We start from the raw sequence: 14,975 nt of genomic DNA, 5'->3' as shown, positions 1-14,975 counted from the left end.
TGGTTCCAGTAAGCGTGATAGGTGCAGTATTGTCCCAACCATTGGCACTTGCCACAGTCACGCCGTTTGCATCCTTCAACGTCAAATCGTACGTGCCGCCCACAGCACCGTTCGACACCGTCAGCGTGTAGTTCCCAAGCGCCAAACCAGTAACCTTCGTCGTATTCGTGAAATCAAAATCAGTACTCGCGTCCAAACCGGTCGTATTTGTATTTACGGTGGCACCAATCGTAGCCGGCGCAACCCCTGTCACCGTATACGTATCCGCAGCCAGGTTGGCGTCCGTGACAGAAACAGACTTCAGACTCAGTCCATCCGCGCCCAACACCGCACTGTTCCCAATGGAGCCATCCAACAAGTTCTTCGTATTGAACTGCGTGGTATTGGCAATTCGATCAACCTCCTGCTTCAACTGGCTAATTTCCAGCTGCATAGCATTCCGGTCATCCGACGTGTTGGTGTCATTGGCAGACTGGGTCGCCAATTGACGCATACGCTGCAGAATGTTCTGCGTTTCATTGAGCGCACCTTCTGCGGTTTGAATCAGCGAGATACCATTTTGCGCGTTCTGAGACGCTTGATCCAGACCGTTGATTTGCGCCTGCATCTTTTGCGAGATAGCGAGGCCTGCAGCGTCGTCGGCAGCACTGTTGATGCGCTTGCCCGTGGACAACTGCTGCAATGCAGACTGCAAGCTGTTCTGGTTCTGATTCAATGCAGACAGTGCATTCATGGAGCCCAGGTTGTGATTGATAATCAGTCCGAAACTCACTGTATACACCCTTCCCTATGGTATATTTCCTCGTAGTCTACGAGGAGGCGAGTCGCATTTCGTCGACCCGTTCACCATGTATATCGGCTGGCCGTCTATGAAACTTGCATCTTCCGACAGATTTCGAGAAAAAATTTTTACCTGTCATTCAAACACGCTCATCCAATAATTGACCGACAGGTGGTGTCATGATTTGCAACTGCGGTGGCTGTGCCAAATCGATGTGTACTTGGCCCGGTTGAAAATCTATTTGCGGCTTCTGCGGCCTGACAGAAATCTGTACAGGTTGGACCTCGGCATGAATCTCCACGTGACCTGGCTGATAATGAATTTTTACAGAAAACGGACGAGGCATCAGCGTGGGCAAAAACTCCGGCTGACGTTCCCGATAACGCATGACATATTGCGGCAGCGGATCCCCCTTTTCAATATGCATGAATCGCTGTCCCCAATCGGCCGTTTCCGCCACGCCCTGTGCAGCCGCCTGACGTGCCCGTGACGCCTCATACTGTAAAAATGCAAGCGGCGTCCGCAACCCCTCATCCGCGAACGCCTGCGTTTGGTCAATTTCCAATTGACCCGGAATCGTATGAATCTCCAATACCGCCGCAGGGCTTTGAATGTCCAAATCAGCCGGGGCAGAGTGAATTGTCCATACCGGCGGCTCGTAGCAAATCCCGATTTGCCCCAGCACTTGATGAATCTGAATTTGAGGTGTCATGCGCACTCCCTCACTTCATGCTTCCCTCACCCCAGTAGGCAGGGACGCCGAGCCACATCACTTCAGGAAGTCGACCAATGTGGGCGTGATGATACGGGCCCCCACCTGCAATGCCGCCTGTTGAACCGACTGGGCCGTGGTGAGGTTTGTAATGGCTTGTGCCATGTCCGTGTCATCGACCCCTGCCAGCAGCGTGTTGTAGTTGTTGAGCAGGTCGGACAGCCGCGTCTGCTGAAACTGGGTTCTGTTCACCCGCGCCCCCACGCTCGCCTCTGCCGCCTGCATTTGGTTCAGCCGGGAATCGAATTTATCCAACAAATCGCTGACTGCTTGTCCATTATTGTCGTTCAAAGCGTCACTGAGCTGTTTCAGCAACGAAAACGCGTTGTCATCCGCCCCGGGCGCGCCAAAGAAATCGTTGCCCGGCGTATTCACATTGAGTTGAATGCCATCTCCGACGTCGTACAGGATGGAGCCGGTGTCCGTGGTGTCGCTTTCCGCAGCGGTCATTGAATACGGTGCCACATTCGTCTGCTGTCCGTTGAAGATGTACTGACCGTTGTACTGCGAATTCCCGATGGTCACAAGTTGTTGATATAGTTGATCCACTTCGGCCGTGAGGGATTGCCGGTCCGAAGCCGACATGGTGTCAGACGCGCCCTGAACCGCCAGATCCCGCGCCCGCATCACCACCTGTTGCGCCTGACTCATCGTGGTATCCGTGTAATTCAACCATCCCTGCGCGGCGGTGACGTTGCTCTGGTATTGTTGATAATATGCAATGTCACTGTTGTAGCGCATCACGAAGGTGGCACCAATCGGGTCGTCTGCCGGGCTATTGATCCGCTTCCCGGTGGATACCTGATTCTCCAGTTGACTGATGCGCGTCATACCATTTTCAAGGTCATACAGCATTTGCTGATTCAGCATGCCCTGGGTAATCCGCAATCCTATCGCCACCTTTTTACATCATTTCATCGATTACACATTTTCAATCAGTGTGTTCAGCAAGTCGTTAATGGTGGAAACCACTTTGGCCGACGCGTTGTACGCCTGTTGGTATTGGATGATGTTGGACATCTCTTCATCGATGGACACACCGGCCACCGACTGCCGCTGCGTATCAATTTGCTGAACCAGCGCTTGCTGATTGGATACCTGCTGATTCGCCTGTTGTCCCTGAATACCGAGCTGTCCCACCACAGCTTGGAGAAAGCTGTCGAGCGTTCCTGTCGTCAGCGGCATCGGGGCCGTTGAATCTGCTGGATCGGAAAATTGAACCTGTGCCGATTTGACGCTGCTCACGGTCATCGCCAACGTGCCATCCCCAGCATTGGTGGAAAACGACGCCGCCAGTTTTGAAACATTATTCAAGATGTCCGGATTTACCGTGATGCTTGCGGCCGGATCTGTGGAACTCAGTGTGAACAGCGCCTCCCCCTGCGCTCCATTTTGGTCATACCCCATTTGGAGCAATGCGTTCAGTCCATTTACGGTCACCTGGGTGCCCTGAGGAATGGTCACCGCGCCGGTAGCAGGATCGGTGGTGATGTTCAACGTTGGGTTGTCTGATTCCACATCGGACAACGCTGTCCCAGCCGTGTATGCGTGCCCATTGATGGTAATATCCACTGGCAGGACCGCCGTGCCATCCGGAGCAGAGGGATAAATCGTCCAGCTCCCCGCCAAGCTCACGGTCATGGGGCCATCCGCCAAGCTGCCAGCAAACGTATCCAAGTCCGCCTGATACCCTTGAAGACTGGAGAGTGAATCCACCAACCCTTTGATCTGTCCACCATTGACGGATATGGATAGCGGATTGGCCGCATCGCCGGTGGTATGCAGCAACGGTTGCGTGGGGTCGGACGGATCTGAGATGACCGTCTGGTCATTCAGCACCACCGTGCCACCGATGGATAGTTGGAACGGAGTAGTGCTGTCCGACTGCACAGACACATCCACCAAGCTGGACAGTTGATCCACCAGGTAATCCCGCTGATCTAGCAAATCGTTCGGCTGTTCTCCCGACTGCTGGACGGAATCAATCCCCTTGTTCAACTGCGCAATCTGTGTCAAATAGGAATTCACCTGTTTCACCGTGTCATTGAGACTGGTTGTCAGATCCGCGTTCAAATCAGACAGTTGATTAGCGGTTTGGTTGATGGTTTGTGCGACAGTCACCGCATTTTGAACCAGAGAGTTACGTGCACTGAGGTCACTGGAATTGGCGGCAAGTTGATCCCACGCGTTCCAAAAATTCTGCATCACCGTGGACAAACCGGAGTCCGAGGGTTCATTGATAATGGCGCTGATCTTTTGCAGGGAGTCCTGCTTGGCCTGCCACTCCCCGAGCAACTGGTTCTGATCTCGGTACTGACCGTCCAAATAGTCGTCGCGCAAGCGTTGAATCTGCTGCACCCGGACGCCCGTCCCGACTTGACCGGGCATGTTGTCAAGCGGCAGGGAAGCGACCAAATCTGCACGCTCCCGCGTATATCCGGGCGTGTTGGCGTTATCAATATTGTGGCCGGCGATTTCAATGGCTGCCTGCTGTGCCTGCAGCCCCTGTTTCGCAATTTCCAATCCAAGAAACGTTCCGAGCATGACGCGTCCTCCTTACCCCATCGTGGGTCTGACAACGGGCATCCCGCCGCAGTTCTATTTCCGTGCTATGCTTTCACATCTATCATGTAGCCGCCTACGACCCGTTTCACCTGCGGTCCATACTGTGTTTGTCCCAGGCTGTCGGCAACCCACTCCACCGTCTTTGTCAGATATTGCAACGACTGCTCGAGCAACCGGTGATTCCGTTCATTCGTTTCCGCCAGCGCCTGCATCAGCGCTCCCAATTGTGTCGCCGATCGCTGCAGCCGCGTGGCCTCCTGGGGATTCAAATGGGGCAGCAGGCGGGACAAGGTGATGTTCTCCGTATCCAACCCAAGTCCCCGCGCAACGTCCGCGGCCAATTGCTGGCGCGATGCTTCCAGCGCCCGGATGCCCGCCGTCTCAACCTCTATCTTTTGAGTGGTGCTGTGAATCCGCGCAATATCCCGGTTCACGAGCGCAACGGTATGCTGCTGGCACACGGCCAGCAGCCGTTTGTGCGCGGCCACCAATTGCTCCAGAACACCGGACAACACGCTCACCTGCGGCCGCACGGCTTACTGTTCTCCTTCGATCGCATGCAGCGGAACGCCGCTGTCCAGCAGCTTATCCGCCAATTTTTGCACATCTATGGGTTGCCCGGAGGCGAACGCTTGTTTCAGCCGTTCAATCCTGTCCGCTCGGGTTCCATTCTGGGATTCCGTACGCTCCGAATCTGCCGCTGCAGCCGTGTTCTGCGCCGATGTTGCAGGCGTCGCCACTCTCCGCAGCGTGAATTCCAGGCTGTGGCTGTAGCCTCCGATTTTGCTATCGTCTATCCGCATGGCGGTTCACCACCTTATGACATCCTGCCTCTGTGATGAAATATCGACACGAATCCGCAGACGGTTGCATGCCATAATCCTGCATCAAGTCTCTCATACACCAAATATCTCTCATTATCATCCGATTTCACGGTAATTCTTATGGAAACAGATTCACAGCACCAAATCGGCTTTTTTTCGATTCAGCATGCCGCGCAGGCGAAGAATGGCCTTGCTGTGAATCCGGGAGATCTGCGATTCGCTCAAATTCATCACGTAAGCAATTTCTTTCAGGGTCAATTCCTCTTCGTAATAGGCGTACAATACCTGCTGTTCCTTTGGCGACAAGCGCTTCAGCGCTTGCACCAACAGGGCTTTGCTCACCTTCCGGTCCATGACGGCGGTGGGACTGGAGGCCTCGTGTTCATCCACCACGTGGAGACTGCCCGCCGCTTCCAATTCCTCCACCGACCAGAGGGTGGTCCAGCCGAGATCCTGCAGCCATTGCTCATACTCGACTTCGGGGATGCCGAGATATTCCGCCACCTCCGCGTCGGTGGGTTCGCGCATCCGCTGTTGGGTGAGGGCTTCCCAGGCTGCTTTGACCTGTCTCTCTTTCTGCCGCAGCCCCCTCGGTACGTGGCTGGATTTGCGCACTTCGTCCAGCATCGCCCCGCGCACGAAGTGCATGGCGTAGGCGGCAAACGGCACACCTCTCGCTTCGTCGTACTTGTCCAACGCCCGGTACAGGCCCAGCACCCCGGCCTGCACCAGGTCCTGGACTTCCAAACCGTCCAGCGCCGTTGCATTCGCCACCCGGCGCGCCACCCGGTATACTAACTCCAGGTGTTCACGGACGACCGCGTCGCGACGCTGCTTGTCCACTGCCTGATACGTCTGATATCCTGTCACGCTGGAATCACCCTCCCCAGCCCGTGTTGCACAGTTAGTTCTTCGAATAGTATCCGCGGCCAGGCTGCGGGTGTTGTTTCTGTTTCAACTGTGCGCTTGCCGCGGACAGCGATTCGCTCAATTCTTTCGTGCACGCCGCACAATACCGCCCGGCCTGCGTCGGCTGGCCGCAGCGCTCGCAGGGATACGTCAAGTTCGGATTATCGCGCAGAATCAAACGCCCGTCGCGAATCATGTCGACAATGAATTCGGTCGGCACGCCGGTCTCTTCTGTGACCTGCATCATAGTGGCGTCCTTGTTTTGTCGCAAATACGTCTTCACAATTTCAAACATTTTATCCTCTTCCGCCACACATGCCGGACAGATGTTTCTGCGGACCTGGTTGAAGATGCGGCCACACCGTTTACAGTACGCGATGGTCATCACCCACACCTCCTCTTGCCCTCATTATAGCTATAGAACATCTGCCTCCTCTAGCAGGAATTCCCGCGGTCTATGAATTTTACAGCACTTGTGCCAACACCAGCGCTGACACACGCGCGGCGCCGCCGCGCTTCAATGCCAGGGCGCAGGCCTCAAGGGTCGATCCGGTCGTCACAATGTCGTCCACCAACAGGATGTGACGCCCCATCACCGGGGCATTGGTCCGCAGGCGAAATGCCCCTTTCAGTCCGTCCCGACGCTGCCGCACATTCTTGGCCGTCTGTGATTGGGTGAATGCGGCGTCCGGCCCGGTCTCCGCCGGACGCGCCAGCACGGGAAGGGCGCGCATGGCCAGTTTCGGCGCAAGGGTGACCGCCAGGAGCCCAACATGGTCATAGCCTCGCTTACGAAATCTATCCGGCGCCGGCGGCACAGGCACGAGCAACTCTGGGCGCCCCCAGTCTGCGGCTGACGCGGTCCCTTCCTCGATGTCGCGCTGGAATCGGCGATATACCACAGCCATCTGCTGCGCAAACCAAGCTGTGAATTCTATCGCGCCATCGTATTTCCACTGGCGGATTGCCGTTTGCAGTTTTCCGTCGTACGGTCGGGCGGCCAACACGGGCAGCATCCAAGAAGATTCGCCATGACCATGGCCCGCTGACGACAGCCTTGTGGTGAACGATTCGAAGGCGTACGATGCGGAAGAAGCATTCAAGTCTTGCCAGCAGAACATGCAAAGGGTCAGCGGCATGACCGACTGGTGCGAGCGGCCCCAGCCCGTGGACTCGGTGGAGCGCTGGCACAGCAAACACAGGGGATGCGCTTCCGGAAACACGGCGTCAAGCAGCAATTGCCTGAGCCGATTCACCCGAAAGCGCGTGGTGAACAGGGGCGGTGTGCACGTCACGCAAACGGTCCCTCCCAGGGGTAATAGACAAATGCCAGCAATCCCGGGCCCGTGTGCGTACCAATCACCGGCCCGAGTTCAGCCACGTCGGCGTGGACGTGCGGATATTTCGCCGTGAGTTCATCGCGCAGGGCTCGCGCTTCATCGGCCCGCTGCACATGCACCACCCCAAGGCGCAGCTTTTCTCCCGTTTTCGCCACATCCTCAAACTCAGCCACCATGCGCTCAACGGCCCTCCGATGCGTGCGCACCTTGTCAAATAACTCAATGCGGCCGTCGCGCACCGTCAGGATGGGCTTAATCTGCAGCAGGGACCCAAAGACCGCGGCAGCCCCGCCGATGCGGCCGCCCTTATGCAGGTTCTCCAACGTGTCAATGACAAAGCGTGACGTCGTTCGGGCAATGGCTCGCTGCCACAGCGCCTCTATCTCCTCCGGCTCGGCGCCCCGCTTCGCGAGAGCGGCACCGTCCAGCAGTGGACCCGCAATGCCGAAGCTGGCGATTCGAGAGTCCACAACAATCACGCGCCCATCGACCATACTGGCGGCCGTGCGGGCGGATTGCACCGTTCCGCTCAGTTCGCCGGACAGCATGAGGCACATCACGGTGTCGTGTTCCTGCAGCAGCCGCTCAAACGTTGCAACAAATTCGCCCACCGGAGGCTGGGAGGTGGTGGGGAGCGCGTCCGCTTCATTCAACTTGGCAAAGAAGGCTCCTGCGGTGAGGTCCACGCCTTCCCGATACGCCACACCGTCAAAGATGACGGACAGAGGAACCACCGTGATGTTGTTTTCCGCACATTGTTCTGGTGTCAAGTAAGCGGTGCTGTCTGTAACAAACGCGATATTGGCCATAAATATCCCTCGCTATTTCGCCAAAGTCGTCGTGCCGAGTGTGACCAGTCATTCATGTATACGCTATCTTAACATGTCAAACCGCACCTGTGGCGATGAGGTACAGGAGATCTCGGCATTCCATGGACGAATGGAGACTGCAAATTTTTATTCGACAAAAAGTGACCGATTTTTCAAATTCATTATCCTCACCACTGCACTTTATGGTACTATCAAGAAGAAGTAACCTGATTTTGGTTCTTACCTTTCGTAAACAAAGCGGTGATGACATTGCCCTCGATTGGTGAAAAAATTCGAGAAGCGCGACGGATGCGCGGTTTGACGCAGAGCGACCTGGCCGAGGATTTGGTGACCCCAAGCATGATCAGCCAAATCGAGTCGGACAAGGCCCGTCCATCCTATCCGGTGTTGGTGGCCATCGCCAACCGGCTCGGAATGCCTGTGGAGCATTTTCTGGATGAATTGGAGGATCAGTTTTATCTCTCTGCCCACCTCCATTTGGCGGAATACCAATTGCTGCGAAACCGTCCCGCCGACGCGGAACGAACCTTGAAAGCCGTGAGCCCGCCGCCCCCGCCGGGATTGGACTATCAGCGATATCACCTGTTTCTCGCGAGGTCCTGTCGGATGCAAGGTCGCCTTCTCGACGCGACCACGTTGATTGAAGATCTTCGTGAGCAGGCGTTGCGCCATCAGGACACCAAGCTGCTCTACCACGTTTCCAAGGAGACCGGTCAGGTGGAATATTTGCACGGAAACCTGGAAGGCGCCCTGCACGAGTGGAGGACTGCTCTGCAATTGACAGAGGAACTGGAAGCGTCTGCGATATGGGATGCGATGGAAGCCGCGGCCGAGAAGTCGGAACTGTACACTTTGCTGCACCAACTGCACCGAAGACAGCACGACATCCAGCGGGCTGCGGAGATGGCCAAGCTTGCAGCCCAGTTCGCTGCCCCGTTGCGCAGCCTGCAGACCATTGCAGACACCTGGCTACATGAGGGAACACTGGCTCTGGACGTGCAGGACTACGGACGGGCCAAGACGTATCTGGAACGCGCATCGTCGCTGCTGAAGACCGCCCATTGCATTCAACAGTCTTTCATTGCGGACACGTTGGCTCCGGACACAGACACTGGAATCCCCCTCTGGGAGAGGGCTGCGTCCGCTGCGGCCACGGTGTTGCCGCACGAGTACGTGAGAGCAGAATTCCAACAAATCCAACACCTGTTGAACGGTGGGGAACCGGAAAAAGCCTTGGAAAAGCTGTCCGCGTGTCGCGCATTCATGAACGCGTCTGCGGACCACGCCCCCGACTTGATGGAATGGGCCGGAGGGTATCTGCATCAATTGGAAGCCCTGACCGCGCGCGCCCTCGTCGCTGCGGGGAGAAGCGACGAAGGATTGCGAACCATCGAGCAGACCACAGCAGCTTTGGCCGAAGCCGGTCTGCCTGAAGCACAGGTGCAGGTGATGGCGGAGTGGCTGCAGCTGTCGATTCAAGCGGGAGACGTGGACAAAGCGCTCCAACTCACGGAAGAGTTACAGAACATGATGAAAGTCATGCACCACCGCAAATGAATGGCGGTGGTGCATGACTGCGGCGGATATGGATGTCATGCGGAGGCTCGAATCTCACGCCGGATTCTCCTCTCCCTCGTCGGCCGACAACAATCCCGTCTCGCGTACCACCTCGATAAATGGTTCGACCAAATCGGGATCGAACTGCCGACCTGCGCAAGAGCGAAGTTCGGCAAACGCCTCCTCCATCGTTCGCTTGCGCTGATAGGGCCGACTGGTGGTCATTGCGTCAAAGCTGTCCGCAATGGTGAGAATTCTCGCCTCAATCGGGATTTCTTCTCCCTTGAGCCCATCCGGATACCCGGTTCCGTCGAATCGTTCATGATGGTGGCGAATGATGGGCAGACACGGTGCAAGACTCGGAATCGGCCGCGCGATGTTCTCCCCGAGCTCCACGTGGCTCTTCATGATTTGCCACTCTTCCCGAGTCAGCGGGCCGCGCTTGGTCAGCACCTCCGTGGGTACCTCCACTTTACCGATATCATGCAAGAAGGCGCCGAAGCGCAGATACCGTATGGAGGATTCCGGCAAGCCAATTCGCTTGGCCAACGCCATCGCGTAAATGACGTCGCGCTCGGTGTGCGCGTACGTGTAGCGATCCTTCGAGTTGAGAATCGCCAAAAACACCTTGATGGTCTTGACAATCTCCTGATTCGCATCATCCATTGTCAGTTCCCGCTGCATGTCGTCGAGGACCGATGTGTACAGGGAGACCTTGTTCCGGCCGGTGAACTTTCCTTTGTACAAGGCGTCATCCACCTTCATCAGCAGTTCACTCTTTGTGTCCGCCTGCATCGGATACTGTGCCACGCCAATGCTGACCGTCAACTTTTTCCCAGGCAATCTTTCCGCTCCCGGGAAGTTGGTGTCTTCGATGGCCCGGCGCAACAGTTCGGCCTTCAGATTCGCCTGCGCCAAATCATACCCCGGCAGCACCACGAGAAATTCTTCTCCGCTGTAGCGAGCAACCTCCTCGTCGGGCAGGCGGTTGGCCCGAAGCACATCCGCGATGGACTTGAGCGCCTCGTCTCCGCGCACGTGCCCCCATACCTCGTTGTAGCGCTTGAAGTGATCGACATCGAGCATCATCACGGCAAAGTCCTGTTTCGTTGCAATTAAATCGTCAATCTTAGACTGTATGTAGCGATGGTTGAACAGACCCGTGAGTTCATCCTTGATGGACAGCTCCTTAAAGTGCGTCGCCATCCTGAAATAGTCACGGTATGAATAGGACACGAGCAAGATGAGGAAAGTGAAGAGTACCGCGCCGGACAGTCCCGCCTGCGCCAAAACGATGGACAGCAGCACCCCAATGAGCACTGTGATTCCCATCACGACCCAGAATTGCAGCCGGATTAATCCTCGGACAATCTGAATCGCTCCAACACCGTAGGTCAGGGTGATGTAGGACGAAGTCATCGCGAAATTGGCCAACAGGAAAGTGACCGCAAACGCTGCAAGGCCCAAAACACACTGGTTTATGGACATCAAACTGTATTGCGCTCCAGGATGAAACACTTTTGTGGCAAACAGCGCCGATAAAGTGAGATTCACGCCGTTGAACAGCTGAATGTACCACTTTGACCGATACTGTATCGAAGACACAACCGCATACAACAGTCCTGCCCAGACGATGATGTTGGACGGATAGACCAAAGAGAAGCCAACGAGGTACACCGATTCCACACTGATCCTGTCATTGATGGACACAAGAATGTGGAACCGTTCCACAAGAACAAGTAACCCTGCCAACGTGTACATAACGACCCAATCCGGGATGCCCAGCGCAAGTTGGCTCATCGCTCCCCACGTGATGGTGGCAATTAACATCCCAAGGGAGACCAATAGACTTATCAATTTACGTGGTTCTGGTAAGAGTTTCACTATTATTGGCGCTCCTTCCGGATCGCATCGCATGTTGGATCAGGATGACAAAACCTATAGCGAACAGTATGTCGCCAATACTCAATAAGCTCACAGGATGGATCTGAAAGCTGAATATGTCGCCCAAGAAATTGAGGTGCGTTTTTGATGACATGGCAACGCTTTTTCCATAATGTCCAGACATGAGCGCCGGAACATACGACGGCGCCATGTGTTCCACAGCGGGAACATACGCTGGCATTCGAAGTCCATTGACCACCATGGCCAGGAAGTTCGAAGCCGTTCCGGCGAGTCCCCACGCAATACCGGGCGTTCGAATATTTACTGCGCAAAATACCATGAGCGCCAGATAACTTAAGACAATCGAGAGCTCATAGTAGACTCCGTCCAAATAGGCGATGGATATATGCTGCAGAAGGTATGCGATGGGCAACAACCACAGAAGTCGAATACGTATGTTCGTGATGTCCCAAACGCTCCCTTTTCGAATCCAACCAACGAGCAGGCCAGTCAGCACAACGGTGACTTGAAACGCCAATGCTTCACCCCATTTTCCAGGTGTTGATGTCGAAATAGGCCGACATTACGTCGACCTATTTTCCCCCTGATTTAGTGCGGGTTTACCGTCCATCCCGCTTGTGCAGCGACAGAGAACAGTACCATGGCGCCAAAAACGAGACCTGCTTTCACTTTTTGCATCGGTGGTTCCTCCTCAGAAATGGATTGCTTTCTACCAATTCTGAAGTGCTGTGGTGTGTGCTCTGTCTGGAGAGTTGCCTGCATGAATTTCGACGGCAAACCGAAGCTTGTCCGAAAATTCTGTAATGCAAGCCGTAGCTACGATATATGGTACAGGAGTTACACCCCGATGGGCTCATTATATAACGGCCTCGTTCTGGATGGCTAGAGCGTGGAGGAAAGATAGGAATATCGTCCCTAATTTTTTACCGAAAAGTCCTAGAAGGGCATGAGTTCGACAGAACCCGACAGTATGTTACAGCAAACATCCCCGGCGTCGCGGACCGGGGAGTTGAAACATGGCTCCATGTGCGGTTCACTGACACAACCAGGCGACATCGCGAGTGACATCCTGCAGCATGCCTGTGACCCGGAGATCGTAAATGCAGCCGACGTGCGGTGATTGGAGACAAAAGGTCTGAAGCTGTCGCAGCAACTCGACATCGTCCGCCACGCGAACGTAATCCACACAGTCTGCGCTGTTCGTCATGCGCTGCACGATACAGCCGGTGTCGTCCTGGGAAGCGACGTCGAACACGAGGATTCGACGTTCACGGTGTCCGAGCGCGGTGCGCAGCATGAGCGTGCGAAGTGTCCCTTCAATCTGGTTCTCCATGTTCTGCACAATCAAGATGATGGTCAGAGGATGGGGAATTGCCCCGGTTCGGCGTTGCAGACTGCGGACGGATTGCCGCACCATCGTCAGCGCCCCATAGACGGCCAGTACCCAGAATATCAGAGCCTCCACCATGGCCCTCACCCCCTGCTGCAGTATATGCCAGGGGAATCGCGGCGGAACTGCGCCGGAACGCGGCGGCCCCCATATGGTCGGAATATTGGACGTAGCATCGCAGCGTGTCGCTCGAATGGCCAATCGGCTCGCATGGCGAATCCGCCGGGGCTGTGACGGGCTGAGCTCGAGACGCGGCGCCGAGCGCCGCGTCAGGACATGGTGATCCACTTGTTTTTCAAGGCAATGATGACCGCCTGTGTGCGGTCGGTCACGGAGAGCTTGTTCAATATGCTCGATACGTGGTTGCGTACAGTTTTTGTCGTAATATGAAGGGCCTCTGCGATTTGTTCGTTCGATTCCCCGTATTTCAGGTGATGCAATATCTCCATTTCCCGTTCCGTCAGCACGTCGCGCCAACTGTCGTTGACCAGATACCGCTCCTGAAACTGCGCAATCACGGTTCGCGTGACGCGGGGGTGGACAATCGCCCGGCCCACAGCCACTTCACGCACGGCCCGCACGACTTCCGCAGCGCCTCCGTCCTTGACCAGATAGCCGGCTGCACCGCCTTTGAGCGTCTCCAGGACGTAATTCTCGTCATCATGCATGGTCAACATAATGATTCTGATATCCGGCGCGTCTTGGCGCAGCCGGCGAGCCACCTCAACGCCGTTGAGCTGTGGCATGTTGATATCGAGCATCAATATATCCGGACGCACCTCGAGGGCTCCTCGCAGCGTCTCCTCTCCATTGCGCCACGTGGCTACCACCTGAATGTCCGATTCAAACTGCAGCACCTCTTTCAGGGTTTCGCGGAATTCATCATGGTCATCCGCAATCGCCACGCGAATGGTTGTCATTTCTGCGATTCACTTCTCCTCTGAATGGGCAGGGTCAATACCACTCGGGCACCTGCTGGCACGCTGTCCTGAATCTCCACGTCGCCGCCGAGCGCCGTCATGCGCTGGCGGCAGAGCGTCATTCCAAGTTTACCTTGTTCCAACCATTCCGCCCAGTCCACTTTATGGAACCCTCTGCCGTCATCGGCCACCACCACCTGCAGAACGGACTCACCATACACCACTTCCAGGGTGACGCGCTGTGCACCACTGTGTTGTCGAACGTTCTTGAGCAGTTCCTGGACACAGCGGAACACGGTCACTTTTTCCGTCGGAGAGAGTTTCACCTCCAGCCCCACCAACCGCACCTGCTCCGCAATGCCTGTGAGCTTCGACCACTGTGCCGCGTATTGCTTCAACGTCGGCACAAGCCCCAGGTCGTCAATCAGGGATGGACGGAGATCAAACACCACCTGGCGCAGCGATGCAATCACCTGGTTGATGGACGCCATCACAGATTCTTCGCCGTCGGGCAGAGGCCCCGAAATACGCATGGCCAGCGTGGCCAGCGCCTGCATCGGACCGTCGTGCAGTTCGGCCGCCAGGTGTCTTCGCTCCTCCTCCATCAACTGCAGCATCTGTAATCCCAGCAATCGATACTGGTTCGCGGATTCCAAAACGCTGCCCAGATCGCCAAATTCCGTACCGAGGTAGGCCGCAGCATGTTCAAACTTGGCCAAGAGCACTTCAGCCTGCTGCGCCGTCGCGCGCAGCGCCCTGAGTCGCCTCGCAATGCTGTCCCGCCGAATGCGAAGCTGCGCTTCCCGCTCTCGCCAGCGCGCGAGTTCCGTCTGCAGATGCTCCGCTCGTTCATATGCGGATTTCATCGATTGTTCGTTGAATGTATGTATATCCCGGCTGACTTCCATCAACCGCTGCCTGGCGTGTTGGGTCAGCTGAGACAGCAGTTCCACACGTTCAATGGCTTCCATACAGGCATTGCTGACCTCCGCGTACTCCGCCTCCAGTTGTTTCACTTCGTCCATCGCGCTCTGGACAATCTCTTCGACTTGGTCGCGACTCTCTTGAATCACGGTCAGCGTGGATTGAATGGCGCCCTGCAGGGCAGCAATTCGGTCCTTCACAGGAGGCCTCATCGCCTTTCTCATATGTCATTCCGGACTCGCAGACAGGGAAGATGGA

16 protein-coding genes are annotated in these 14,975 nt (G+C 55.9%); 1 reads left to right on the top strand and 15 read right to left on the bottom strand.

Annotation, left to right across the window (positions count from 1 at the left end):
* The 10 genes from G463_RS0101250 to G463_RS0101205 form a co-directional block, all read right to left on the bottom strand.
* The coding region (locus G463_RS0101250) for a flagellin N-terminal helical domain-containing protein (RefSeq protein WP_483756920.1) at positions 1-772 on the bottom strand (772 nt) is incomplete at its 3' end.
* 148 nt (positions 773-920) lie between these two features.
* Positions 921-1,493: a DUF6470 family protein gene (locus tag G463_RS0101245; protein WP_026973752.1), complete on the bottom strand. Its 573-nt coding sequence runs from the start codon at positions 1,491-1,493 to the stop codon at positions 921-923.
* Between the two features lie 57 nt (positions 1,494-1,550).
* Entirely contained in the window at positions 1,551-2,441 is an 891-nt protein-coding gene (gene flgL, locus G463_RS0101240) for a flagellar hook-associated protein FlgL (protein ID WP_035484875.1), read from the bottom strand.
* Positions 2,442-2,474: 33 nt separating this feature from the next.
* Entirely contained in the window at positions 2,475-4,097 is a 1,623-nt protein-coding gene (flgK, locus tag G463_RS0101235) for a flagellar hook-associated protein FlgK (protein WP_026973750.1), read from the bottom strand.
* A 65-nt stretch (positions 4,098-4,162) separates the two neighbouring features.
* Positions 4,163-4,651, bottom strand: coding sequence for a flagellar protein FlgN (locus G463_RS0101230; RefSeq protein ID WP_026973749.1), 489 nt, complete (start codon positions 4,649-4,651; stop codon positions 4,163-4,165).
* Positions 4,652-4,654: 3 nt separating this feature from the next.
* Positions 4,655-4,921 (bottom strand): flagellar biosynthesis anti-sigma factor FlgM, encoded by a 267-nt coding sequence (locus tag G463_RS0101225; protein ID WP_026973748.1) that lies wholly within the window; start codon positions 4,919-4,921, stop codon positions 4,655-4,657.
* Between the two features lie 153 nt (positions 4,922-5,074).
* Positions 5,075-5,812 (bottom strand): sigma-70 family RNA polymerase sigma factor, encoded by a 738-nt coding sequence (locus G463_RS0101220; RefSeq protein WP_051321762.1) that lies wholly within the window; start codon positions 5,810-5,812, stop codon positions 5,075-5,077.
* 34 nt (positions 5,813-5,846) lie between these two features.
* Complete coding sequence (locus tag G463_RS0101215; RefSeq protein ID WP_035484872.1) at positions 5,847-6,236, bottom strand: TIGR03826 family flagellar region protein; 390 nt, start codon at positions 6,234-6,236, stop codon at positions 5,847-5,849.
* Positions 6,237-6,315: 79 nt separating this feature from the next.
* Complete coding sequence (locus G463_RS21465; RefSeq protein ID WP_051321761.1) at positions 6,316-7,146, bottom strand: ComF family protein; 831 nt, start codon at positions 7,144-7,146, stop codon at positions 6,316-6,318.
* Positions 7,143-8,000, bottom strand: a complete 858-nt coding sequence (locus G463_RS0101205) for a DegV family protein (RefSeq protein WP_026973745.1) — start codon at positions 7,998-8,000, stop codon at positions 7,143-7,145. The genes G463_RS21465 and G463_RS0101205 overlap by 4 nt, the downstream gene beginning before the upstream one ends.
* Before the next feature lie 264 nt (positions 8,001-8,264).
* Here G463_RS0101205 and G463_RS21460 point away from each other — a divergent pair, with 264 nt between their 5' ends.
* On the top strand, positions 8,265-9,578 hold the full coding sequence (locus G463_RS21460) for a helix-turn-helix domain-containing protein (protein ID WP_084171107.1): 1,314 nt from the start codon (positions 8,265-8,267) through the stop codon (positions 9,576-9,578).
* Between the two features lie 54 nt (positions 9,579-9,632).
* Here the strand turns inward: G463_RS21460 and G463_RS18000 are convergent, their stop codons facing one another.
* The 5 genes from G463_RS18000 to G463_RS0101170 all read right to left on the bottom strand — a co-directional run bounded on the left by G463_RS18000 (position 9,633) and on the right by G463_RS0101170 (position 14,917).
* Positions 9,633-11,462 carry a bifunctional diguanylate cyclase/phosphohydrolase gene (locus G463_RS18000; RefSeq protein WP_169725399.1) on the bottom strand — a complete coding sequence of 610 codons (1,830 nt, stop codon included), beginning with the start codon at positions 11,460-11,462 and terminating at the stop codon, positions 9,633-9,635.
* The gene (locus G463_RS22675) at positions 11,437-12,000 is read right to left on the bottom strand and encodes a DUF5317 domain-containing protein (protein WP_051321759.1); all 564 of its coding nucleotides are present in this window, start codon (positions 11,998-12,000) and stop codon (positions 11,437-11,439) included. The genes G463_RS18000 and G463_RS22675 overlap by 26 nt, the downstream gene beginning before the upstream one ends.
* A gap of 516 nt (positions 12,001-12,516) precedes the next feature.
* Positions 12,517-12,951, bottom strand: a complete 435-nt coding sequence (locus G463_RS0101180; RefSeq protein WP_026973743.1) for a glycosyltransferase family protein — start codon at positions 12,949-12,951, stop codon at positions 12,517-12,519.
* 191 nt (positions 12,952-13,142) lie between these two features.
* A complete protein-coding gene (locus tag G463_RS0101175; protein ID WP_026973742.1) occupies positions 13,143-13,793 on the bottom strand; it encodes a response regulator in 651 nt (216 codons plus the stop codon).
* A complete protein-coding gene (locus G463_RS0101170) occupies positions 13,790-14,917 on the bottom strand; it encodes a sensor histidine kinase (protein ID WP_026973741.1) in 1,128 nt (375 codons plus the stop codon). Before G463_RS0101170 ends, G463_RS0101175 begins: the two co-directional genes overlap by 4 nt.
* Positions 14,918-14,975 lie beyond the last annotated feature (58 nt).

It is taken from the genome of Alicyclobacillus contaminans DSM 17975 (assembly GCF_000429525.1).
GTDB lineage: Bacteria > Bacillota > Bacilli > Alicyclobacillales > Alicyclobacillaceae > Alicyclobacillus_A > Alicyclobacillus_A contaminans.
The sequence above is the reverse complement of the archived record's forward strand: the minus strand, read 5'-3'. Positions and strand labels throughout refer to the sequence as shown.